We start from the raw sequence: 24,809 nt of genomic DNA on the forward strand, positions 1-24,809 counted from the left end.
AAAGGAATTGTCGTTGAACGTCCTGCACCTGAGTACCTTTGACCTCCAGGGAGGGGCTCCCCGGGCCGCCTACCGTCTGCACCTGGGCCTGCGCCGCCTGGGCGTCCACTCCCGCATGCTGGTGCACCAGAAAAGCAGCAACGATCCGGCGGTCTTCACGGCTTCTGGCCTGCTGGCCCGCATCTGGGGCAAGCTGGTTCCCCATCTGGATCCATTGCCTCTGGCCCTCTACCCCCGACGCAGCCGCAACCAGTGGAGCCTCAACTGGCTTCCCACGGGCATTGGAGCGCGCATCCGGCAGGCCGCCCCCGACGTGGTCAACCTCCACTGGGTGGGCGTGGGCTTCCTGCCCATCGCGGCCTTGGCCCGCATCCCTGGCCCCCTGGTCTGGACCCTACACGACATGTGGGCCTTCACCGGCGGCTGCCACTATGACGGTGGCTGTGGCCGCTATCGCCAGCGCTGTGGCCATTGTCCCCAACTCCGTTCCAGCCACGAGGCCGATCTGAGCCGCTGGATCTGGCACTGGAAGAACCGGGCCTGGGCACCCCGGAGGATCCATGTGGTGACTCCTAGCCACTGGCTGGCCCAATGCGCTCGCCAGAGTGCGCTCTTCGCCGACCAGCCGGTGCACGTCATCCCCTACGGCCTGGATACGGCGGTCTTCCGGCCCCACGACAAGGCTTTCGCCCGCCAGGCCCTGGGGTTGCCTCTGGACCGCCAGCTGATCCTCTTTGGCGCCATGCGTAGCACCGGGGATCCCCGCAAAGGCTTTGCCTACCTTCAGGAAGCCCTCCAGCATCTGACCACCCACCTGGACTCCCGGCAGGTGGCGCTGGTGATCTTTGGGGCCCATCAGGAGCGAGAGGCAGTGGCCCAGGGTCTGGCCGTCCACGATGTAGGGGCCTTCCATGACGACGTCAGCCTGGCACTGCTCTACGCCGCCGCCGACGTCTTCGTTGCCCCTTCGGTCCAGGATAACCTGCCCAACACGGTGTTGGAGGCCCTGGCCTGCGGCACCCCTTGTGTGGCTTTTGAGATCGGCGGCATGCCCGATATGATCGAACATCAGGGCAACGGCTATCTGGCCCGTCCACTGGACAGCCAGGATCTGGCCCGGGGCATCCAGTGGGTCCTGTCCGATCCGCTGCGCTGGCAGCAGCTCTCCCAACGGGCTCGGGCCAGGGTAGAGGCAGACTTTACCCTGGAACGGCAGGCTCAGCGCTATCTGGACCTGTATCAGCAGCTGGTGGAATCTTCCCATGTCGACGCCGCCTGAGTCTATGCCCGCCATGGACCGCCCGCTGCCCCATCTCCTCCTCTTCGAGCCAGACGTGGGCGGCCATCATGCCGACTACCTGGACCATCTGCTCACCCACTGGCTGGAGCTGACCCGCCGTGCTCAGGACGGTTACCCGCCTGCTCGCCTCTCCGTGGTGACGGCGCCCGCCTTCGCAGACCAACACGGCGATCTGGTCCGGCGTTTTTCGGCACCCACCCTGGCCTGGGTCATGTTGGCGCCCCAGGAGGTGGACGAGATGCGGCAGGCGACAGGTCTGGTTCAGGCCAGTATGGCCCGATGGCGGCTGGCTATCCGCTATGCCACCCGGCTGGCCGCGGACCATTGCCTGTTGATGTATGCCGACCACCACCAGCTACCCCTGGCCCTGCAGCGCCGGGCTCCCTGTCCCGTCTCCGGCATCTACTTTCGCCCCACCTTCCACTATGAGGGGCTGACCGGCCACCGTTTCTCCTGGCAGGAGCGGCTGCGGGCGTGGCGTCAACAGGCCCTGATCCGGGCAGCCCTGGCCAATCCATCCCTGGCTTGCCTTTTCTGCCTGGATCCGTATGCGGCCGAATCCCTGGATCCCCACGGGCAGCAGGTCGTTCACGTGCCGGATCCCGTGCGGGTGCCGTCGGTGGAGGAAGCCCAGGTGGAGGCCTTGAAGCAGTGCCTGGGGCTGGAATCCGGCCGGCAGGTCTTTCTTCTTTTTGGTGATTTCCGGGGGATGGACAACTGGCGGCGCAAGGGGGTGGAACCTCTGCTGGCGGCCCTGGGGCTGCTGTCGCCAGAGGTGGCCCGGCGCACCGCGGTGCTCCTGGCCGGCCGCCAGGAGCCATCCGACGAAGCCCGCCTGACCCAGGCGGTTCAGGCCCTCTGCCAACAGTTGCCCCTCCAGGTGGTGAATCAACCCGGCTATCTGCCCGAGGAGCAGGTTCAGGCCCTGTTTCACCTGGCCGACGTGGTCTTGATCCCCTACCAGCGCCACGTGGGCATGAGCGGGCAACTGGTACGGGCCGCGGCCGCCGGCCGGCCGGTGCTGGCCTCCGACTATGGCCTGGTGGGCGCCCTGGTCCGGGAGCATCGTTTGGGGCTGGCGGTGGAGTGCGGCGAGCCCGCGGCCCTGGCCGCGGCCCTCGCCCGCTTTGTGGTCGAGGGCGCGCCGCCGGACTTTGAGCCTCAGGTGGCCAGGGCCTGGGGCCTGGCCCATCACGGCGAGGCTTTTGCCCACCGTATCTTTTCCCGGATTCTCGGCAGGTTGGAGGCCGGATCACCGTGAAAGTGGCCATCGTCACCAACGTGGTACCCAGTTACCGGCTGGCGTTCTACCAGCGCCTGTGCCAGCAGCCGGAGCACGACTTCGTCCTCTTCTGCCAGGATCGCCTCCCCGGCTTCAACCTTGCCCTGGTCCACGACCGGGTTCCCTGCAAGGTGGAGCGGCTGGCCGCGTGGGGCAGCGAACATGGGGTGGTCTGGCAGCGACTGCCGGTGATGCGCCTCTGGCGCGATTTCGACGTGCTCGTCTTCTACGGCAACCCCCGGCTACTCTCGACTGTTCTGTGGGCTACCCTCTTCCGATGGCTGGGCAAACCGGTGATCATCTGGGGGCAGGGCCATACCGCGGGCGCCCCGCCCTGGACCGAGGGCCTCCGTTTACGCTGGTGGCGCCAGTTCGACACCATCCTGGTCTACACCGACCGGGAGGCGGAGGCACTGCAGCGTTCGGTGCTGGCGGGCCGCCAGGTGATCGGTCTGAACAATGGCCTGGACCAGGACCGCATCGAGCAGGCTATCGCCCGCTGGCCCGTCCGGCGGCTGACCGCCTGGCAGCAGGCGCGAGGCCTGGAGGGGCGTCCGGTGTTGCTCTCCTGTGCCCGGCTGGTGGAGAAGAACCGCTTCGACCTGGTGCCTCCCCTCCTGGCACGGCTGCGGAGCCGCTATCCCGACCTCCGCTGGTGTGTCATCGGGGACGGCCCGGCCCGGGAGGCGTTGGCCGGGCTGGTACGGGCCCACCAGGTGGAGGACCTGGTGGTGTGGGTGGGTGCGCTGTACGACGAGGAGGCCCTGGCACCCTGGTTTCTCTCCGCCCGGCTGTTGATCCACCCGGGCGCCATCGGCTTGACGCTTCTGCATGCCTTCGGGTATGGTTTGCCCGTGGTGACCCACGGAGACCTGGCCCAGCAGATGCCCGAGATCGCGGCCCTGGAACCGGGCGTCAACGGGTTGGTCTTTACACCGGGAGACGTGGCGAGCCTGGCGGAAGCCGTCCGTTCCCTGCTGGATGATCCGGGACGGTCGCGGCGCATGGGGCAGGCTGCCCAAGAGGTGGTCCGCACCCGCTTCAACGTGGACGTCATGGTGGCGCGCTTTTTACAGGCCCTGGCGCAGACCGCCAGACAGGGCCAGGGATGATTTCGTTGCATCAATCATCGGTTTCACGGATGCACACAGATTGCGCAAGAAGTTTTTTTGCAATTCTCAGCGCCACTGGGGTGATAGAACGCCTTTTCCGGTAGACCCAGGGGTGACATGGCAGGCCAGGGATGGATGGGTATGAACCGGGATGACAGTCAGCTGGGGCGGAAATATGACCGGCTTTATGGAGCCCCTCCAGAATCTGGGGCGCCCATTCCGCCGTCGCCCATCTGCGTCCATGGATATCCCCGGGACCGTAACCAGGCGTTGGTGTACCTGGCCCGGCCAGGGGGACGGCTGTTGGAAGTAGGCTGTGGCTCTGGCGTCGTGCTGGCCACCCTGGCGCCTCAGTATGACCAGGTGGTCGGTACGGAGCTCTCGTCGAACCGGGCCCAGGCTGCCCGACAACGTCTGGCCCACCTGGCCAACGTGGAGATCGTCACCGGCACGCTGGAAGATCTGTTGGCCTTGAACCCCGAGCCATTTGACGTGATCCTCTGGGCCGACGTGATCGAGCATATTCCCGATGTCATTCAGGCCATGGCCAGCCTGGCCAAATTGGCCCGGCCGGGCACCCAACTGGTGACGGTGACGCCCAACGTGGCCTATCTGCCCCACCGCCTGCGCCTCCTGCTGGGCCGGGCACCGGTGACCAGTCTGCCGCTCCACGGCAACCATGGTTTTCGGGAGAAACCCCATGAGACGGAACTGCTGGACGGCGGGCACCTCCACTACTTTACGTACCGGCAGCTGGAAATCCTGTACCAGGTGGCTGGCTTTCAACCCCGACGTCGGCTGGGCATTGGCCGCCGGCTGTCCAGGTTGCGCAACCTGTGGCCAACCCTGCTCAGCGGAGAAGTCTGCCTGGTGGGCGAGTATGTTGGAGCACGGCTGGCGCCGGAGGCAGGGTGATGGGCGGGCCGAAAGGGCAGCTCACCTGTATCTACGGCTGTGGCCCCCATTTGACCGGCCAGCGGCTGGCGTCGGAACTGTTGGTGGCGGGCCTCCGCCAGCGGGGATGGTCCGTCCGGGTGCTGACCATGCCCCTGCTTCCCCGAACCGCGGACGGGAAGGGACGATGGCAGGCTGTGGGGCTGGTTCTGCGCCTGGTGCCTGCAGAGCTCCGGGCCCTGGCGGCGGCCCTGAGCCCGGATATCCTCTGCGTCAACCTGGGGCAGACATCCTTTGCCATGATACGGGACGGGCTGGCGCTGCTGTTGCGGCGGGCCCTGAGGCGGCCGGGCCGGGCGGTGGTGGCCCTGCATGGCGATCTCTTCACCCAATGGGCGCCAGGATCCCGGCAGGCCCGGATCCTGCGGGGCATCCTGGCGGCGGCGAGTCGGGTCACCGTGCTGGGGGAACGCCAGAAGGCGCACCTGGTCCGCCTGGGGGTGCCCCCGGACAGGGTTGCCCACGTGGACAATACCTGCGCCCTGCCTCCCATTTCCGCTGAAGCATGTCGTCGGAAACAGGCCCTGGCAGCGGAAGAACCCCTCCGGATTTTGTTTTTGAGCAACTTGTTGGAGAGTAAAGGCTATCCCGAATTTTTAGCGGCATTGGCGCTTCTGGGGCAGCGGACGCCTCGACCTGTGGAGGCGGTCCTCTGTGGCCAGGTTGTCCTTTCGGACGAGGATGGGCGTTTCCGCTCGGTGGCAGAGGCGAGCCGCTGGATCGAGGCCCGCCTGGCCGCGATCAACGGCCACGGCCGCTGCCAGGTGCGCTGGATTCAAGGAGCCTATGGCCGGGAGAAGGAGGCACTCTTCCACCAGAGCCATGTCTTTGTGTTGCCCACCCGCTATCCGGTGGAAGCCCAGCCCCTGGTTCTGTTGGAAGCCCTGGCCAGCGGCTGCGCCATCATCACCACCCGGCAGGGGGAGATCCCCAGTACCCTCAGCCCCGAGACGGCCATCCTGCTGGCGGAGGCTGCTCCCGATGCCCTGGCCGATGCCCTGGTGCGTCTGGCCCAAGATGACGCGACCCGTCTGCGTCTGGCTCTGGCCGGCCTGGAACTGTTTCGTGCCCGTTTTTCCCTGGACCGCCATTTGAACCGCTGGGAAGAACTGCTAGCCAATGTGTGATTCTGATTCATGGCCCATATCCTCTTCGTTTCCTACTTTTTCACGCCCGACAGCCTCTCCACCGCGGTGCTCATGGCCGAACTGGCCCAGGAACTGCAGGCCCAGGGCCATCGGCTGACGGTGATCACCACCACGCCCCACTACAACCTGGAAGAGAAGGCGCTGGCCCGCCAGCCCCTGCGGCCTCGCTGGGGACGGTGGGTCCAGGAGAGCCAGCTTTCTGGCATCCAGGTCTTCCATGTGCAGGTGGCGCCCAAGGGGAGTCGCATCTGGCTGCGGGCGCTGGACTACCTGCGCTATCACCTGTTCGGCCTGTGGGTGGGTTGGTTCTTGGTGCCCCGGGCCGACGTGATCTTTGCGCCGTCGCCGCCTCTGACCATCGGGCTCCATGCCTGGCTGCTCTCCCTGCGCCATCGTGCGCCGTTCATCTACAACGTCCAGGAAATTTACCCGGACGTGGCCGTCAAGCTGGGGGTGCTGCGCAATCGGCTGCTGATCCGCCTTTTGCAGGGGGTGGAGCGCTTCGTCTATGGCCGGGCGGGGCGGGTAGCGGTGATTTCCGAGTGGTTTCGCCGGGATCTCCTGCAGAAGGGCGTCCCCCCGGCCCGGCTGGCAGTCATCCCCAACTTTGTGGACGTGGACTTCGTCCAGCCGCATCCCCGCCAGAACACTTTTTCCCAGGAGCTGGCCCTGGACGACAAGTTTGTGGTGCTCTATGCCGGCAATATCGGCCTGACCCAGGGTTTTGAGACCGTGCTGGAGGCGGCACGCCGGCTGACCCATCTGCCTGACCTTCACTTTCTGATCATCGGCGGCGGTGCCCGCTTCGACTGGCTGGCCCGCCAGATCCAGGCCCAGGGCCTGGCCAACATGACCTTGCTGCCCTACCAGCCTCGGGAACGGGTGCCGGAGATCTACGCCACGGCCGACCTCTGCCTGGTGCCCCTGAAGCGGGGCATGGCCCAGGACACCTTCCCATCCAAGATCTACACCATCATGGCCGCGGCGCGGCCGGTGGTGGCCGCGGCGGATCCGGATACGGAGCTGGCGTGGGTGGTGGAGCAGGCAGGGTGTGGCTGGGTGGTGCCGCCGGAGGACGTCCACGCGCTGGCCCAGGCCATCGAACGGGCCTATCAGGAGCGGGGCCAGGCGGCGGCCATGGGACAGTCCGGCCGGGAGTACGTGGTCGAACATCACGCGCGGCCGTCCGTGGTCCGGCGCTATCACGAGCTGATCACAGCCCTGACGGGTCGCCCGTCGTAGGCGCAGCGACGAGCTGCGCATCGGGCAGATTTTTGGCTGAAACTTGCCAGGGCGGCATAATGGGCGGCGGATTGGCACGCCAATCCACGGAAGATGCCCATGAACGAACCGCCGAATGGGCCCTTTTGTCCTGCCAACCTCAACAAAGGAGTGAACAGATCCTGATGACTGTGCGTTTTGGCTTGATCGGCTGTGGCCGGGTGGCCCCGCGCCATGCCCAATCGCTGCTGCAGCTTCCCGAAACCCGGCTGGTGGCGGTGGCGGATGTGAAGGAGAACCGGGCCCGCCGTTTTGCCGAGGAATATGGCGCCGACGCCTACACCGATTATCGTCACCTGTTGGAACGGCCGGACATCGACGCGGTGAGCATCTGCGTGCCCAGCGGCCTGCACGCCCCCGTCGCCCTGGATGCCCTGCAGGCCGGCAAACACGTCCTGGTGGAGAAGCCCATCGCCCTACGCCTGGAGGACGCCGACCGCATGATCGAGACGGCCGAGGCCCAGAAGCGTAAGCTGGGGGTTGTGCTCCAGAACCGCTACAACCAGCCCATGCAGGAGCTGCGCCGCCTCATCGACGCCGGCGGCCTGGGGCCCCTCTACCTGGGCAACGCCTGCGTCCGCTGGTATCGCCCCCAATCCTACTACGAGGACGAATGGCACGGCACCTGGGCCATGGACGGCGGCGCGCTCATGAACCAGAGCATCCACCACATCGACGCGCTGCAGTGGTTCATGGGGCCGGTGCGCTCCGTATACGCCTACACCGCCACCCTGGCCCACCGCATGGAAGCCGAGGACGTGGGCGTCGCGGTGTTGCGCTTTGCCAGCGGCGCGCTGGGCACCATCGAGGGCTCCACCCTGACCTGGCCCCAAAACCTGGAGGGGTCGGTGGCTGTCTTCGGCGCGCGGGGCTCGGTGAAGATCGGCGGCACCGCGCTGAATCGGATCACCCTCTGGAAGGTGGACGGCCAGCTGGAACAGGAGGCGGAGATCCTCACCAGCCAGCGGGTGGATCCGCCGTCGGTCTACGGCTACAGCCACCGGGAGGTGATCCGGGACTTTGCCCTGGCGGTACGGGATGACCGCACCCCGGGCACGCCAGGGCTAGAGGCGCGCAAATCCCTGGCCCTGGTGTTGGCCATTTACCAGTCGGCCCGGACGGGGCAGGAAGTGCAGCTGGCAGGAGATGAGGGGAGCGATTTAGGGAATCGGCAGGCCGGTCACCCGTTTTGACCCATCGATCGGCCTGGGGTACGATTGGTGGGTGTCTGTTGAGAGCTGGATCGCCGCGAACCCTTCGAGCTGACAAAGTTGGCGTGATGAACTCCATGAACCACAAGAGCAAACTTGACTACTGGTGTGAGGCTATCATCGAGGCCGGATGGCTGGCGGCGTTGGTGGTGGCGCCCCTCTTCTTCAACGTCTTTTCCAGCCGGGTCTTCGAGCCGGACAAGATCAGCCTGATCCGCTCCATCGCCCTGGTCATGTTGTTGGCCTGGCTGGTGAAGGTGGCCAACGGCGGGCCGCTCTGGCTGCCGGCTGCGCTGGCCTCGGGCGGGGAGGCCGAGCCAGGGGGTGAAGCGGCAGAACCCTTCTGGCGCCGATGGGTACGGGTGCCCTTTCTGTTGCCCATCGCCTTGCTGGTCGTGGCCTATCTACTGAGCACCCTCTTCAGCGTGGCTCCCTACGTCAGCTGGTGGGGATCCTATCAGCGGCTTCAGGGCACCTACACCTACTACAGTTACATCATCATCGCCCTGCTCACCATGGCCCATCTGCGCCAGGCGGTGCAGATCCGGCGCATCCAGCACGCCATCATCGTCACCAGTTTGCCCATTGCCATCTACGGCGTGATCCAGCATTACGGCATCGATCCCCTGCCCTGGGGCGGTGATGTGACCACCCGGGTGGCTGCCAATGCCGGCAACGCCATTTTCCTGTCGGCCTACCTGATCATGGCCTTTTTCTTCACCCTGGAGCGCATCTACAGCAGCTTCGCCCACCTGCTGGGCTATAAGCCGAATCGGGTGGCCGAGGCGGAAGACATGGCCACGGCCCTGGCCGGCGGTGCCTATCTCTTTATCCTGCTGGTGCAACTGCTGGCCATCTTCTGGACCCAGAGCCGCGGTCCCCTCCTGGGCCTTCTCCTGGGCATCTACGTCTTTGGCCTGTTGCTCTTTACGGGGCTGCGCCCCCGCTACTACCGGGGCCTGACCCTGGGCTGGGTAGGGCTGGGCGTGGCGGGCGCCCTCTTCCTGGTCCTGCTCAACACCACCACCCTCTTCAACGCGGTCCACGCGGTGCCTTCCCTGCGCCGCCTCAGCACCATCCTGGACCTGGAAAGCGTGACCGCCCAGGTGCGTGTCCTGATCTGGGAAGGGGCTGCCAGGATGGTGGCGCCCCACGAGCCCCTGGTCTACCCGGATGGCCACGCCGATCCCGTGAACGTGCTGCGCCCATTGGTGGGCTACGGGCCGGAGGCCATGTGGATTGCCTACAACCCCTTCTACCCGCCGGATCTGGCCCACGTGGAGGCCCGTAACGCCAGCCCGGACCGCTCCCACAACGAGACGTGGGATTCGCTGGTCATCACCGGCATCCTGGGCTTTCTGGCCTACATGAGCCTCTTCATCTCCATCTTCTACTGGGCGCTGCGCTGGTTGGGGCTGCTGGTCAACCGGCGGGACACCTGGCTCTTTGGCGGGCTCTTGTTGGCCTGTGGCGCCGGCGCGGTGGTGTTTTTCTACTTTTTTGACCAAAGCTGGCGCTTCTTCGGCGTTGCCCTGCCGGCCGGCCTGATGCTGGGCCTGGGCATCTACGTCACCGTGGCGGCCTATCTGCATCCCCAGGTGGGAGGCGAAGGGCAGCGGGATGTGGCCCGCCAGCTGCTGATCATCGCCCTGCTGGCCACCGTGGTGGCCCATTTCGTGGAGATTCACTTCGGCATCGCCATTGCCGCCACCCGCACCTACTTCTGGATTCAGCTGGCCCTGCTCTTGGTCCTGGGCATGAATTGGGCCCAGACCGGCGCCCTCGCCTGGCAGCTGGAGCCCGAGACCGAGGAAGCGGAAGCAGAGCCGGAGCCGGCCCAGGATGCCCGAGGCAGGCGACGGCGGCGACGGCCTGCACGTCCCAGGGCGGCGGCACGTCGGGAGGAAGCCCTCCCCGCGCTGCCAGGCACGGTGATGGTGGATCTGCTGATCTTCCTCACCTTTGTTTTCATCTACACCACCAATGCCCAGGGCTCGACGAACCCCTTCGGCATCCTCTTCAGCAGTATCTTACAGCGGAACGAAGGAGGCGTGATGGTCTCCAGCCCGGCCATCTTCTTCCTCATGCTCTTCACCTGGCTGGTGGCTGCCACCCTGGGGTTGGCTGCGGAAGCCCTCCAGCGGCGCCGGATGCCGGGGATGGGCTGGTGGCTCCGGGGCTATCTGCTCCACGCCGGGGTGGTCTGGGGTGGCTGGCTGATCTACGGAGGCATCCAGGGCGCGCGGCTGGTGCCCGGCGCGGCCGGCACGGACCTGGACAGCCAGCTGAACATGGTGGCCGGCCACTTCGCCCTCTACACCTGGCTGGTGGCGGCCTGGATGCTGGTGGCCGGCGGCGTCTATGCCTGGCCCTGGCTGCGGGATGCCCGGGTGCCTACCGCCGGCCGGGCTGCCGTCAGCCTGGCTGCGGGCACCGTTTTGGCCGTGATCATCTTCGCCATCATCAGCAGCGTCAACGTGGCCCTGGTAAAGGCCGACATTATCTACAAGCAGGGGCAACAGTTCGACCAGCAGGGCAACTGGCTCAGCAGCATCGAGCTCTACCGCCGGGCCCTGGCCGTCCGCAAGACGGAGGACCACTACATGCTCTTCCTGGGGCGCAGCCTGCTGGAGCAGGCCAAACGGGCACCGGCGGAAGGCAGCGTGCAATTGCCTCCCCAGCCCCGCCTGGAGGACGTGTTGTCTCTGACGCCCCAGATGGTCAGCCAGATGAGCCAGGGGGAGCTGCTGCGGGCGGCCGAGGTGGTGCTGCGCCAGGCCCAACGGGTGAACCCCTTGAACACCGATCACACCGCCAACCTGGCGCGACTCTATCGGACCTGGGCGGACCTGGCCACGGATCCGGCCGTGCGCCAGGAGATGCTGGACCGGAGCATCGCCCACTACGACATGGCCGTCCAGCTCAGCCCCAACGCCGCCCACCTCTGGAACGAGAAGGGCAACGCCCACCAGGCTCGGGGCGAGGATGAGCTGGCCGAGCAGGCCTATCTCCACAGCCTTTCCCTGGATCAGAAGTACGATCAGACCTACCTGTTGCTGGCCGATTTCTACGACCGCCGCCAGGCCTATGACGAAGCCGTCCGTCTTCTGCGCCAGGGCATCGAACAGCTCCCGCGCAACGCCCAGCTCTACAGCTACCTGGGGGTGATGCTAGCTCGCCAGGGGGATCTGCAGGGGGCCATCGACGCCAACCTGAAGGTGCTGGAGCTACAGCCTTTCAACGCGGGGGCCATGCGCAACCTGGCCCTGCTCTATCGCGATCTGGGAGAGACTGAGGAGGCCATTCGATGGGTGAACCAGGCCATCACCGCCACCAACCCCAACAGCACGGCGGAGCTGGTTCAGTTGCACCAGTTGGCGGCTCAGCTCTATCAGGCGGCGAACCAGAACGACCAGGTGATCGTTCACTATGAGCAGATACGTGCGCTCCAGCCCGATGACGTGGCGACCTTGAACACCCTCTACAGCCTCTACGCGGCCGAGAGCAACTGGAACAAGGCCGTGGAGGTGCTGCAGGCGCTGGCCGCCCTGGAACCGGACAACTACCGGCATCCCCTGGCCATCGCCCAGATTTTGAACCAGGTGGGGCAGACCGAAAACGCACTGGCCTTTGCCAATCAGGCCCTGTCCCTGGCCCCGGAGGATCAGAAGGCCAGCATCAGCGCCTTCATCCAGGCCCTGAGCGCAGGCAGTTAAGATAGCAGGCAGAGCATCTATGAGCTACCGAAAGGCTGTTCGGTTCCAGTCCATGGGCCTCTCACCGGATAACCGCTGAAAGGGCACCAGCCGATGAAAAGCGATGTGATGAGCGCCTACTTGCTCCTGGCGGCCAGCGCCCTGATTGTGGCCATGGGGGGGACGCCCCTGGTGCGGCAACTGGCGCTCCGCCTGAAGGTGGTGGATCAGCCCCAGGCCCGCAAGATCCATACCACCCCTGTGCCCCTCCTGGGCGGCGTGGCCATCTACGTGGCCTTCGCCCTGGTGCTCATCTTCTTCGGCGACCGGCGCTATGTCCACGAGGTGGTGGGCATCTTCGTGGGGGCAACCCTGGTCAGCCTGATGGGCGTGGCCGACGACCGCTGGGGCGTGGGTAGTTACATCAAGCTGGGCGGACAGCTGGCAGCCGCCTTCATCCTCATCTACAGCGGGGTCCAGGTACGCCTGTTCAACAACTGGTTTGACCTGGTGCTGACTACCGTGTGGGTGGTGGGCATCACCAACGCCCTTAACCTGCTGGACAACATGGACGGCCTCTCGGGCGGCATCGCCATGATCGCAGCCATCTACTTCACCCTCCTGGCCGCCATGAGCGGCCAATACCTGGTGGGCGCGCTGGCGGCCGCGTTGGCAGGTGCGTGCGCGGGCTTTTTGGTTTATAATTGGAACCCGGCCCATATTTTCATGGGCGATACGGGCAGCCTGTTCCTGGGTTTCTTGCTGGCGGCGGTCGGGATCAAGTTACGCTTCCCTTCCAACAGCAATACCATCACCTGGATGATTCCCGTCCTGGTCATGGCGTTGCCCATTTTTGACACCACCCTCGTCTTCGTCAGCCGTCTGCGCCGCGGGAAGAACCCCTTGACGACCCCTGGCAAAGATCACCTCAGCCACCGGTTGGCCCTGCTGACCGGCAGCCGACGAGAGGCGGTCCTGCTTTGCTACCTGATCGCCGGTGCAGCAGGGCTTACGTCCGTTTTCATCACCCAGGCCACCCCGGCCGAAGCCCTGATCGTAGGGAGTGCCGTCGTTCTGGTGGCGCTGTTCGGCCTGTGGTGGCTCGAGTTTCGCAATGGCGGGGTTCGCGAGCGCGATACCGCCGCCCCATTGGCAAGGAGTAATTCCACAAATTGAAAACCCACAAGACATACCCGACTTCTTCTCCGGCGGGGTCGCCCATGCGACGTCGCGCCCCCATCTTCCTGTCCTCCCGCCTCCTGGTGGCCCTGGCCCTGATGGGCGCCCTGCTCCTGGCTGGCTGTGGACGCAACCAGGAGGAGACCGCGCCGCCGGCAACGCCGGCCCCCGCGGCCGCTGAGACGCCTGCCCCCGACCAGCCGACTCCCACCCCGACAGGGGCGCCGGCGGAGGCTCCGGCCGCGGCCACGCCCCAGGCCCAAGCGCCGGCCGCCGAGAAGGTCCCCCCGCCCGAAGGGCTGGAGCGGGGCCCCGTCAGCGAGATCCCCCCGGTCGAGCGGGTGGACATGTACGACGCACCGCCGCCTATGGAGATCGACCCGGACAAGTACTACTACGCCACCTTTGTCACCGACCGGGGCAACATCAAGGTGCAGCTCTTCGCCAAACGGGCTCCCAACACGGTCAACAATTTCGTCTTCCTGGCCCGCCAGGGCTTCTATGACAACACCATCTTTCACCGGGTGTTGGACGGCTTCATGGCCCAGGGCGGCGATCCCACCGGCACCGGCACCGGCGGTCCCGGCTACGAGTTCGCCGACGAGTTTTACCCCGGCCTGAACTTCGACCGCCCCGGCCTGCTGGCCATGGCCAACCGGGGCCCCAACACCAACGGCAGCCAGTTCTTCATCACCTTCGCCCCCACCGAGTGGCTCAACGGCCAGCACACCATCTTCGGCGAGGTGATTGAGGGCGCCGACGTGCTGGATAAGCTCACCCGCCGCGACCCCATCCAGCAGGCGGACATCCAGGGGGATACCCTGTACACGGTGATCATCGAGGAGAGCGAGAGCAGCATCCTGCCCACGCCCACCCCGTCGCCGCCGACGCCCACGCCGACGCCGACGCCGACGCCCTTCGCGCCCACCAGCCTGGAGGGTGAGCGCCCCCTGGCCCAGCTGGATCCGGCCGAACGGGCCAACTACTTCAACATTCCGCCCGAGATGGTCATCGACCCGGCCCAACGCTACGGCGCCGTGATCCGCACCACCAAGGGGGACCTGACGGTGGAGCTCTACGCGGACAAAGCGCCGGTGGCCGTCAACAACTTCGTGGTCCTGGTGAATCTGGGCTTCTACGACCAGACCCCCATCACCCTGGTCCGGCCGGATGATTCCATCATCATTGGGGTGCCGGATAACAATCCGCTCAACGATGCCGGGTATAAATTGGCTGCAGAAGTGGGCACCGACATCGAAGCTGGCATCGGCGCGTTGACGTATATTCCGTATGAACGCCTGGCCGATGGCACGATTATGAGCAGCAGCAGCCAGTTGCTCATCGCCCTGATCGATCCACCGGCCGAGGCCAACAACACGTTCAGCTTCTTCGGCCAGGTGACGGATGGGCTGGAACTGCTCAACGAACTCACCACCGAAGACGTGATCGAGTCCATCACCATCACCACGTCGGACGCAGCGGCCGAGTGATGGGGAGGTAATCCTTTCGCTGCCCATCAGCGTTTGCCCTGCCTGGCTCCCAGGCTTCTTGCCGGAGTCTGGGAGCCAGGTGGGGCCCATCTGGAAGGAGCCCCTGCATGTCCCAGGAAAGTTCCAACGCACAACCGCTGGCAGGTGCGGCTGCCTTCGACATCAACCGGCTCTTCTCCCAGCGGGCCCGCCGCTGGCTGGGCACGGCGGCCATCCTGGCCATCGTGGTGGTCAGCTTTTGGCTGGCTTTCAATCCCCAGTGGGTAGAACGCTTCGGCCGCTGGGGCTACGTGGGGGCTTTCTTTATCAGCATGATCGCCAGCGCCACCATCATTCTGCCCGCGCCGGGTATCGCCGTCATCATCGCCATGGGCACGGCCCTGGATCCGGTCTTGCTGGGCATCGTGGCCGGGTTGGGGAGCGCAGTGGGCGAGCTCAGCGGCTACCTGGCCGGCGCCAGCGGCCGCGCCTTTATCCCCGAGGAGCAACGGGTCTATTTCAACCGCCTGCACGGCCTGACCGACCGCTACGGCGCCGTGTTGCTGGCGGCCCTGGCCGCCGTACCCTTTCCCCTCTTCGACCTGGCGGGCGTCTGCGCCGGCATGTTGCGCATGAACATCCTGGTCTTTCTGGCGGCTGTGGCCGTCGGCAAGAGCATCAAATACATCATCCTGATCCTGGTGGGCACCGCCCCGCTTCACATGCTGCACCAACTCTTCCCATAGCCCGGCTGCTGCCCCATTCCAGATTTGCCGGAACAATCGGCCGGGCATGACCGTCTCCTGAGTGAATCCCGACCCCGGCTCGCCGGCGCAGGGACGGGCCTTGTGCCACGCCATCCTGCAGGGGTGCCTTGCGCCATTGTGCAGCTGGGCTGGACGGGCTGCGTCGTCGTCACCGCCTGCGAATCCATGGAGAACTGTTCATGCGCCCCTACCCTGGCCACCGTCAATCGCTCCTGATAGCCCTTCTGCTCATCGTCTCGCTCCTGGCCGGCCCCCTGGGGCCTTCCCAGAGCAGCGCACTTGTGGAGAGCCGGATGATCGGACAACTCGACGTCGATGGACCTGTGGCCTATGGGCCCGAAGGGGACAGCAGCGCCCCGGTTGGCCTGGAGATCACCCTGGGCGAAGGGGCCGCGCAGCCGCCGACCGTGGAGGTGATCCCGCCGGCCCCGGCAGAGCCCCTTCCCCCCGAAGCCATCCAGCCCATCCTGGATCGGCTTCCGCCCCTCACCGCGACGGCCGCCGTGACCGTGCCCTTCCGGCTGCCCGTCCAGTCTCTGCCCGCTCCTCGCACCGGCGCCACGGTGACGACCACCTTCCCGGCCACCGAAACGGTGGCCCCACCAGAGCCCATTCCCACTGGCCCCCTGGAGGTGCTTCGCTACGCACCGGAAGGGGAGATCCAGGTGGCGCCCTTCCTCAACGTCACCTTCAACCAGCCCATGGTTCCCCTGGCCACCCTGGAGGAGCTTTCCGCGGCCGATGTCCCGGTCCGTCTGACGCCCGCCATCCCCGGCGTCTGGAAATGGATCGGCACCCGCACCCTGACCTTTGAATACCGGGACCCGGAACAGGGGGAGGGGATGGTTCGCTTCCCCATGGCCACCGAGTACCAGGTGGAGGTGCCGGCGGGTACCCGCTCGGCCACCGGCGGCGTGCTGGAAGAAGCGGTCACCTGGACCTTCCGCACACCGCCGCCCCGGCTGCGCTTCACCCACCCCGGCTACGGCCCCCAGCCGCGCCACCCGGTGATCTTCATCTCCTTTGACCAGCGCATCGAACCCGCCGCGGTGCTGGAGACCATCCGGGTTACGGCCGGCGGCCAGGTCTACCCGGTGCACCTGGCCACCCAGGAGGAGCTTCAGGCCGATCCGGCGGTGCAGCGCCTGGCTGAGCGCAGCGGCGAGGGCCGCTGGCTGGCCTTCCGCAGCGATGAACCCTTCCCAGCCAACACCACCGTGGTAGTCAACATCGGCCCGGGCACGCCCTCGGCAGAGGGCCCCCTGGTGACCCAGCAGGTTCAGTCCTTCAGCTTCCAAACCTATGCGCCCCTGCGCATCGACGGGCACTTCTGCGCCTACGGCGGCGACGAGTGTCCGCCCCTGACGCCCCTCCACATCCGCTTCAACAATCCCCTGGATGTGGAGCGCTTCGACCCGGCCTGGATTTCGGTGACGCCGGAGATCCCGGACCTGGCGGTGGAGGCCCACGGCAACACCATCAGCCTGCGCGGGTTGACCCAGGGGCGCACCACCTATCAGGTCACCGTGGCCGGCCAACTGTTGGATATCTTCGGCCAGAGCCTGGGCCAGGATCAGACGGTCACCTTCAAGACCGGCTCGGCCCCTCGCTTCCTGACCGGGCCCTCAGAACCCTTTGTCACCCTGGATCCCACCACCAGCCGGCCAGTTTTCACCATTTATTCGGTCAACTACGAGCGCCTGCGGGCCCGGGTCTACGCCGTCCAGCCGGAGGACTGGCCAGCCTACCTCAAGTATCTGAGCGAGTACTACCGCACCGACTCGCCGCCTGAGCCGCCAGGGCGCCAGGTTATGTCCAGCGTCTTCACCATCCACGGCGAGCCCGACCAGCTCATCGCCACCGACATCGACCTGCGGGAAGCCCTGGGCAACGAAACGGGCCACCTGATCGTCATCGTGGACTTCCCGCCCAACCCCCTCCTGGGGCGCCAGACCGACCGCAGCATCGTCCAGGCGTGGGTCCAGGTCACCCAGATCGGCCTGGATGCCTTCGTCAACCACAGCACCATGGTGGCCTGGGCCACCGCCCTGCGGGACGGCTCGCCCCTGGCCGACGTGCAGCTCACCCTGCTGGATGCCGGCACCCAGGCGGTGACGGGAGAGGATGGGGTGGCAACCCTGCCCCTGTCCAGCACCCCCGCGCCCGCCCTGATCGCTCGACGGGGGGATGATTCCGCCATCCTGCCCCAGAACCTCTACTACTGGTCCGGTGACGGCTGGCGCCAGCAGCCCCTGCGGGACGAATTGCGCTGGTACGTCTTCGACGACCGCCAGATGTATCGACCCGGCGAGGAGGTGCACGTCAAAGGCTGGGTGCGCCGCATTGAGGCCGGCCAACAGGGCGACGTCACCCTGCCCACCGGCCTGACGGGCATCCGCTATTACGTCTACGACCCCCGGGGCAACGACCTGACCGATGGCATCGCCGATGTCAACGACCTGGGCGGTTTCGACCTCGTCCTCACCCTGCCGGCCAACGCCAACCTGGGCTATGCCACCATCCGCTTCGAGGCCATGGGCAGCCCCGGGGTGGACGGCAACCAGTTCAGCCACACCTTCCAGATCCAGGAATTCCGCCGCCCCGAGTTCTCCGTCTCGGCCCGCACGGAAGGCAAGGGACCCTTCTTCGTGGGCGGCGAGGCGGAAGTGGCCGTCTCCGCCCAGTACTTCGCCGGCGGTCCCCTGCCCAACGCAGAGACCACCTGGCGGGTGACCGCCTCTCCCGGCACCTACGCGCCGCCCAACTGGCCCGACTTTACCTTCGGCAAGTGGACGCCCTGGTGGTCCTACGGTGGGCCCGACGGCGGGGCCTCCGCCACCCAGACCTACACCGGCCGGACCGACGCCACCGGTACCCACTACCTGCGCATGAGCTTTGAAAAGGCCCTGGAACCCCGGCCCTACAGCGTGTTGGCCGAAGCTGCGGTGATGGACGTCAACCGCCAGACGTGGGCCGCCACCACCAGCCTCCTGGTCCACCCGGCTGATCTCTACGTGGGCATTCGCAGCGAGCGCACCTTCGTGGAGCAGGGCGAGCCCCTGGAAATCCAGGCCATCGTCACCGACCTGGACGGCGTGCCCGTGCCGGATCGGCCCATTCACCTGCGCGCGGCCCGGCTGGCGTGGAAGGTGGTCAAGGGCGACTGGCGCGAGGAAGAGGTGGACGTTCAGGAATGTACCGTGGCCTCCGGCCAGGAGCCGGTGAGCTGCACCTTTGAGACCAGCCAGGGCGGCACCTACCGCATCACCGCCACCGTCCAGGATGACCAGGGCCGGATCAACCAGAGCGAGTTCACCCGCTGGGTGAGCGGCGGCACCCGGCCGCCGGCCCGCCGGGTGGAGCAGGAAACGGTCACCCTCATCCCGGACAAAGAAAGCTATCAACCGGGGGATGTGGCCCAGGTGCTGGTGCAGGCGCCCTTTGCACCGGCCGAGGGGCTGCTCACCGTCACCCGGGACGGCATCCTCTATACCGAACGCTTTTCCATGACGGAGAGCACCTACACCCTGCAGGTGCCCATCCAGGAAGCCTACCTGCCCAACGTCTACGTGAACGTGGAGTTGGTGGGCTCGGCCCCCCGCACGGACGACGCGGGCAACGTGGTGGCGGAGTTACCGCCCCGGCCAGCCTACGCCAGCGGCACCCTCAACCTGCCCATTCCACCCGTCAGTCGTCAGCTTTCCCTGACGGTCACACCCCAGGAGACGGAACTGGCGCCCGGTGAAGAGACGACCCTGGCGCTGACGGTCCAGGATGCGGCCGGAGAGCCGGTGGCAGACGCCGAGCTGGCCGTGGTGGTGGTGGATGAGGCGGTGCTGGCGCTGACCAATTACCAGCTTGCCGATCCCGTGGAGCGCTTCTATGCCCAGCGGGGCTCGGGCCTCTACAGCTACTACGGCCGGGCCAATATCGTCCTGGCCGACCCGGCTGCCCTGGCGGCAGAGGTGGCTGCCGGCGCCCAGCAGGCCGTGCTGGAGCGCGCGGCCATGCCCATGACCGCCATGCCGGCGCCCTCTGCTCCTACGGCCGTAGCCGAGGAAGCCGCGGCCATGGACATGGCCGGTGAGGCACCTGGCGAAGCGCCCACCCCCATCCAGATCCGCACCGATTTCAACCCCCTGGCTACCTTCGTGCCTGCCGTCCGCACGGACGAGCAGGGCCAGGCCACCATCCCGGTGCGTCTGCCGGATAACCTGACCCGCTACCGGGTGATGGTGGTGGCCGTGGCCCAGGGGCGCTACTTCGGCACCGGGGAGGCCAACCTCACCGCCCGGCTGCCGCTGATGGTGCGGCCGTCGGCCCCCCGTTTCCTCAACTTCGGCGATCACTTCCAGCTGCCGGTGGTGGTGCAGAACCAGACCGATGCACCCATGACCGTGGACGTGGTGGTGCGGGCCCTCAACCTGGCGCTGCCCGAAGGGGCCGGCCGCCGGGTGGAGATCCCTGCCAACGATCGCCGGGAGGTTCGCTTCCCCGCTGCCACCCTGAGCGCCGGCACCGTCCAGGCCCAGATCGCCGCGGTCTCCGGCCCCCTGGCCGACGCGGCCACCGTGGAACTGCCGGTCTACACCCCGGCCACCACCGAGGCTTTCGCCACCTATGGCGTGCTGGACGAGGGTGTGGTGGTCCAACCTGTGGCCACACCCCAGGATGTCTTCCCCCAGTTCGGCGGCCTGGAAGTGAGCACATCCTCCACCGCGCTCCAGTCCCTGACCGATGCCCTGCTCTACCTGACCAGCTATCCGTTTGAGTGTTCCGAACAACTGGCCTCCCGCATCCTGGGCGTGGCCGCGCTGCGGGACGTGCTTACGGCCTTCAAGGCCGAGGGCCTGCCCACCCCCGAGGAGATAGAGGCAGCCGTGAAGCGGGACATCGCCCGCCTCCAGCAGCTCCAAAACCCGGACGGCGGCTTCCCCATCTGGACCAAGGGGCAGGAGTCGGTGCCTTTCTACAGCATCCACGTGACCCATGCCCTCCAGCGGGCCAGGCTCAAGGGCTATGAAGTTCCGGAGGAGATGTTACAGCGGGCGCTGGATCACCTGCGCCGCATCGAGGACTTCTACCCGTCTTGGTACAGCCCGGATGTCCGGCGCACCCTCAGCGCGTACGCGCTCTACGTGCGCATGCTCATGGGGGACGTGGACACGGCCAAAGCCCGGCAGCTGCTCAACGAGGTGCCCCTGGAGAACCAGTCCCTGGAAGCCATCGCCTGGCTCTGGCAGGTCCTGAGCGACGATGCTGCCTCTACCCAGGAGCTGGCCGCCATCCGACGCTTCGTGGCCAACCGGGCTGTGGAGACGCCGTCTGCGGCGAACTTCACCACTTCCTACGGGGACGACGGCTACCTGCTCCTCCACTCCAACCGCCGCACCGACGCCCTGATCCTGGATGCCCTCATTCAGGATCAGCCGGATAGCGACCTGATTCCGAAGGTGGTGAACGGCCTCCTGGCCCACCGCACCCGAGGGCGCTGGGGGAACACCCAGGAGAATGTCTTCGTCCTGCTGGCGCTGGACCGCTACTTCAACACCTACGAGTCGGTCACACCGGACTTCGTGGCCCGCATCTGGCTGGGCGACACCTACGTGGCCGCCCATGAATTCCGGGGACGCACCACCGAGACCCAGGAGACCACCATTCCCATGGACTATCTGGTGGATCCTGCCCGGGGCGAGGGGCCCCACGACCTGATCATCGGCAAGGAAGGAGCGGGGCGACTCTATTACCGCCTGGGGCTGCGCTATGCCCCCACCGATCTGGACCTGGAGCCGCTGGAGATGGGCTTTGTGGTGCAGCGGCGCTACGAGGCGGTGGACGATCCAACGGATGTCACCCGGGATGAGGATGGGGTATGGCACATCAAGGCCGGGGCCCGGGTGCGGGTGCGCATCGATCTGGTGGCCAGCAACCGGCGTTACCACGTGGCCCTGGTGGATCCCCTGCCCGCCGGCCTGGAGATCCTCAACCCGGCGCTGGCCGTGTCGGAGAGCATTCCGGCGGATCCCAACGACCGGTCCAGCTATGGTTGGTGGTGGGGTGGCGCCTGGTACGAGCACCAGAACATGCGGGATGATCGGGCTGAGGCGTTTACCACGTTGCTGTGGGAAGGGGTGTACAACTACACGTACGTAGCCCGGGCCGCCACGCCAGGGGAGTTCATTGTACCCCCGGCCCGGGCGGAAGAGATGTACTCACCGGAGGTCTTCGGCCGCAGCGGCAGCGACCGGGTGATCGTGGAGTAGGAAATAATTGGGGATGGGCAGGGCATTGCCCTGCCCATCCCCAATTATGTGTTACGCAAACAGGGGCGTCATGTGCTGCCGGTTGACCACGGCCGCGATCTCTTCGTCGCTGGGCCGACGCTCAAAGCGGCTGGCGGCATCCAACACCTTGGGCAGGAGGTGGATGTCGCCCACGGTGTTCAGGAAGAGACCCGGCCGGCCGATGACCCAGTGCACGGCCACGTCGATGTCCGCCTGATCTTCCAGGGGCTGGTACCAGGTGCTGCGGGTGCGCTCGTGGGTAGCCCACGGCCCCCGGGTGATGGATTTGATGGTCTGCACCGCCACGTTGCGCTCCTGGCAGAGGGCAAAGAGCCGCTCGAAGTCCTGGGCGTAGCGCGTGTTCTGCATCATGGGGTAGTTGTAGGGCAACAGCACCGAGTCGAAGTCAAAGTGCTCCAGGCTGCGGCGATGCATGGCCGGGGCATGCAGGCCGTGACCGGTGACGCCGATGAAGCGGACCAGCCCCTGCTCCCGGGCCTCTACCAGGGCTTCCAGCGCGCCGCCAGGCCCCATGGCCACATCCCAATCGTCCGGGTGGACCAGGTTGTGAAGCTGGATCAGATCCACCGAGTCTACCTGAAGCCGCTCCAGGGAGCGGTGGAACTCCTCCTTGGCCTTCTGATAGGTGCGTTCCCCGGTCTTGGTGGCCAGGAAGAAGGTCTTGCGGTGCTCCTTCATCCATGGCCCGATGCGCAACTCGGCGTCGCCGTAGCTGGCAGCTGTGTCAATGTGGTTGACGCCATACTCCAGCAGCACCTCCAGGGTGCGGTCAGCCTCTTCCTGGGTGACCCGGCTCAGGGCCGCTGCCCCGAAGATGGTCACCGTGCTCATGTGGCCGGTCCGGCCGAATGCTTGTTTGCGAATCATGGTCCATGTGCTCCTTCTTGTCTTGTGCTGCTAAATTTTGCGTTTCGGGAACTCGTGTTTCCCAATAGGCCTGTCCCGCGGCCAGCGCGGCCTCGTAGACCAGGCGCACCGGCACGCGATGGGCTTCCGCGACATCCACACACGCGTCGTACTCCGGTTTCACCCCCCACACTTCGCCGCCCACCCGCTTGACCTTGACCGGAACAGGGCCGAAGCGGGTCTCGACCATCTCCAGATGCCGTTGGGCCTCGTGGCGGCGTACCCCGTAGACTCGCACGCCCAGGGTGGTGCTTTCCCGCAGCAGCAGGGTGGACAGGGCCTTTTCCTGTTCGGCCCGGGCCAACACGCTGAGCAGGACGCCCGGTCGGCCTTTCTTCATCTGGATGGGCGTGGTCCAGACGTCCAGCGCACCGTGGGCGAAGAGTTGACGGCTGACCGCGGCGTAGAGCTCCGGGTTCATGTCGTCGATGTTGGTCTCCAGCACCACCAGGGGCGTGCCCTGGCTCTCTGACCGGATCTCCTCGCCCAGCCACAGGCGGGCCAGGTTGGGCCAGTCGAACTCCTTGCGCCCCGCGCCCAGGCCGATGCGCTGCACGGCCATGGGGGGCTGTCCGAAGGTGGCCAGCTCCGCCAACAGCGCCGCGCCGGTGGGGGTGACCAGTTCGCCGGGGCCAGGTGCAGGCCGGGTGGGCGCCTGGACTGCGGCCAGCAGCTCCAGGGTGGCCGGTGCCGGCAGGGGGATGGGGCCGTGGGCGCTTCGGGTCCACCCTTCACCCAGGGGCACAGAGCCGGCGTAGAGCCGGCGGATGCCCAGGGCATGGAGCCCGGCGCAGACCCCCACGATGTCGATGATGGCGTCCAGGGCGCCCACCTCGTGGAAGTGGATCTCCTCCACCGACACGCCGTGGACGGCCGCCTCTGCGTGGGCCAGCCGGGTGAAGACCCGGATGGCGGCCTCGCGGACGGCAGTGGGCAAGTCGGCTGCCTGGATGATCTGGCGGATGTCGGCCAGGTGCCGATGGACATGTCCCTCGGCCGCCTCCACCGTCACCAGGGTGGCCCGCAATGGCCCCCGCATCACCGGCTCCGCCCGAATTGCCCAGCCGGGACCGTTTGGCGTCGGCGGCAGGTGCAGCCGGTGGATGGTCGCCTGGAGCTCTGCCAGGGGCCAGCCTGCATCCACCAGGCAGCCCAGGAACATATCGCCGGAGATGCCCGACGGCAGGTCCAGGTATCCGATCATACGGCCAGCAGCTCCGCCAGGGGGACCACCGCGCTGGCGGCTGCCCCATTTTGGGAGCCAGGAGCTCCCTGGCCGCGGAAGCCGGCCAGATCCAGGGTGACGAAGCGGTAGCCGGCGGCCTGAACGCCTGCCACGATGGCCTCCCGGTGCTCCAGCGCCCGGAGGAAGTCCGCCACCGGCAGCTCGATGCGGGCGATCTCGCCGTGATGGCGAACCCGGAACTGGCGGAAGCCCAGTTCGACCAACACATCCTCTGCCGTTTCGATCTGCCGCAGCAACTCGGGGGTGATGGGCGTGCCATGGGGCACCCTGGACGAGAGGCAGGCCATGGCCGGCTTGTCCCAGACGGGGAGGCCTAGATGACGGGCGATGGCCCGTACTTCGTCCTTGGTGATGCCCAGCTCGGCCAGGGGCGAGCGCACCTGACGTTCCCGGGCGGCAGCAATGCCGGGCCGATAGTCCCCCAGGTCGCTGGCATTGGTGCCGTCCACCACCGCGTGCCAGCCTTCCTGGGCGGCGATGGCCTTCAGCCGGTCGTGGAGCTCGGACTTACAGAAGTAGCAACGATTGTTGGGGTTGGCCGCGTAGTTGGGATCCAGATATTCTTCCGTGTTGATGGTGCGGTAGGGGACGCCCAGCTCCTCGGCCAATTTGATCGCGTCCCGCATCTCCCGGGTGGGGTAACTGGGGGAAATGCCGATGCAGGCCAGGGCGCGCTCGCCCAGCTCCTGGTGGGCCACGGCCATGACCAGGGCACTGTCCACCCCGCCGGAGTAGGCCACCAGTACCGAGCCCAGTTCCCGCAGGGTTTCCCGTAGCCGGGCCAGTTTCTGGGCCACTTCGGGCGTCAGCTCCGCTACCTGTTCGCTGGCATGTTTGGGTTCCATGGTTCTCATCTCAGTTCGTTGAACGAAAGGGGATCCACAGATTTCCCAGAGGAACACAGATTTTCTTCGCCTCTATCTGTGCAATCTGTGTTATCTGTGGACCCAATTC

Annotated in this window: 15 protein-coding genes; 12 read left to right on the forward strand and 3 right to left on the reverse strand. The window is 66.5% G+C overall.

Annotation, left to right across the window (positions count from 1 at the left end; all coding sequences use genetic code 11):
* Positions 1-13 precede the first annotated feature (13 nt).
* The 12 genes from FKZ61_RS05090 (at position 14) to FKZ61_RS05150 (ending at position 21,661) form a co-directional block, all read left to right on the forward strand.
* On the forward strand, positions 14-1,279 hold the full coding sequence (locus FKZ61_RS05090) for a glycosyltransferase family 4 protein (protein WP_141608993.1): 1,266 nt from the start codon (positions 14-16) through the stop codon (positions 1,277-1,279).
* Positions 1,263-2,561: a glycosyltransferase gene (locus FKZ61_RS05095; protein WP_141608994.1), complete on the forward strand. Its 1,299-nt coding sequence runs from the start codon at positions 1,263-1,265 to the stop codon at positions 2,559-2,561. The genes FKZ61_RS05090 and FKZ61_RS05095 overlap by 17 nt, the downstream gene beginning before the upstream one ends.
* Positions 2,558-3,694, forward strand: a complete 1,137-nt coding sequence (locus tag FKZ61_RS05100; protein ID WP_141608995.1) for a glycosyltransferase family 4 protein — start codon at positions 2,558-2,560, stop codon at positions 3,692-3,694. Before FKZ61_RS05095 ends, FKZ61_RS05100 begins: the two co-directional genes overlap by 4 nt.
* A gap of 141 nt (positions 3,695-3,835) precedes the next feature.
* The gene (locus FKZ61_RS05105) at positions 3,836-4,609 is read left to right on the forward strand and encodes a class I SAM-dependent methyltransferase (protein WP_170199287.1); all 774 of its coding nucleotides are present in this window, start codon (positions 3,836-3,838) and stop codon (positions 4,607-4,609) included.
* On the forward strand, positions 4,609-5,775 hold the full coding sequence (locus FKZ61_RS05110; protein WP_141608997.1) for a glycosyltransferase family 4 protein: 1,167 nt from the start codon (positions 4,609-4,611) through the stop codon (positions 5,773-5,775). The genes FKZ61_RS05105 and FKZ61_RS05110 overlap by 1 nt, the downstream gene beginning before the upstream one ends.
* 9 nt (positions 5,776-5,784) lie before the next feature.
* Positions 5,785-7,038, forward strand: a complete 1,254-nt coding sequence (locus FKZ61_RS05115; RefSeq protein WP_141608998.1) for a glycosyltransferase family 4 protein — start codon at positions 5,785-5,787, stop codon at positions 7,036-7,038.
* 164 nt (positions 7,039-7,202) lie between these two features.
* Positions 7,203-8,270: a Gfo/Idh/MocA family protein gene (locus FKZ61_RS05120; RefSeq protein WP_141608999.1), complete on the forward strand. Its 1,068-nt coding sequence runs from the start codon at positions 7,203-7,205 to the stop codon at positions 8,268-8,270.
* 95 nt (positions 8,271-8,365) lie between these two features.
* Positions 8,366-12,004, forward strand: a complete 3,639-nt coding sequence (locus tag FKZ61_RS05125) for a tetratricopeptide repeat protein (RefSeq protein ID WP_170199289.1) — start codon at positions 8,366-8,368, stop codon at positions 12,002-12,004.
* Between the two features lie 108 nt (positions 12,005-12,112).
* Positions 12,113-13,159, forward strand: a complete 1,047-nt coding sequence (locus tag FKZ61_RS05130; RefSeq protein ID WP_141609070.1) for an MraY family glycosyltransferase — start codon at positions 12,113-12,115, stop codon at positions 13,157-13,159.
* Positions 13,160-13,203: 44 nt separating this feature from the next.
* On the forward strand, positions 13,204-14,652 hold the full coding sequence (locus FKZ61_RS24230; protein WP_141609001.1) for a peptidylprolyl isomerase: 1,449 nt from the start codon (positions 13,204-13,206) through the stop codon (positions 14,650-14,652).
* 107 nt (positions 14,653-14,759) lie between these two features.
* Complete coding sequence (locus FKZ61_RS05145; protein WP_141609002.1) at positions 14,760-15,377, forward strand: YqaA family protein; 618 nt, start codon at positions 14,760-14,762, stop codon at positions 15,375-15,377.
* 200 nt (positions 15,378-15,577) lie between these two features.
* Entirely contained in the window at positions 15,578-21,661 is a 6,084-nt protein-coding gene (locus tag FKZ61_RS05150) for an alpha-2-macroglobulin family protein (protein WP_141609003.1), read from the forward strand.
* Between the two features lie 51 nt (positions 21,662-21,712).
* Here the strand turns inward: FKZ61_RS05150 and FKZ61_RS05155 are convergent, their stop codons facing one another.
* Genes FKZ61_RS05155 through larE form a run of 3 tightly spaced genes read right to left on the reverse strand, consistent with a single transcriptional unit; the run spans position 21,713 to position 24,700 of the window.
* Positions 21,713-22,570, reverse strand: a complete 858-nt coding sequence (locus tag FKZ61_RS05155; protein ID WP_141609004.1) for an aldo/keto reductase — start codon at positions 22,568-22,570, stop codon at positions 21,713-21,715.
* Positions 22,473-23,813: a nickel pincer cofactor biosynthesis protein LarC gene (gene larC, locus FKZ61_RS05160; protein WP_141609005.1), complete on the reverse strand. Its 1,341-nt coding sequence runs from the start codon at positions 23,811-23,813 to the stop codon at positions 22,473-22,475. Before larC ends, FKZ61_RS05155 begins: the two co-directional genes overlap by 98 nt.
* Complete coding sequence (larE, locus tag FKZ61_RS05165; protein ID WP_170199312.1) at positions 23,810-24,700, reverse strand: ATP-dependent sacrificial sulfur transferase LarE; 891 nt, start codon at positions 24,698-24,700, stop codon at positions 23,810-23,812. The genes larC and larE overlap by 4 nt, the downstream gene beginning before the upstream one ends.
* Positions 24,701-24,809 lie beyond the last annotated feature (109 nt).

The sequence above is a fragment of the Litorilinea aerophila genome (genome assembly GCF_006569185.2).
GTDB lineage: Bacteria > Chloroflexota > Anaerolineae > Caldilineales > Caldilineaceae > Litorilinea > Litorilinea aerophila.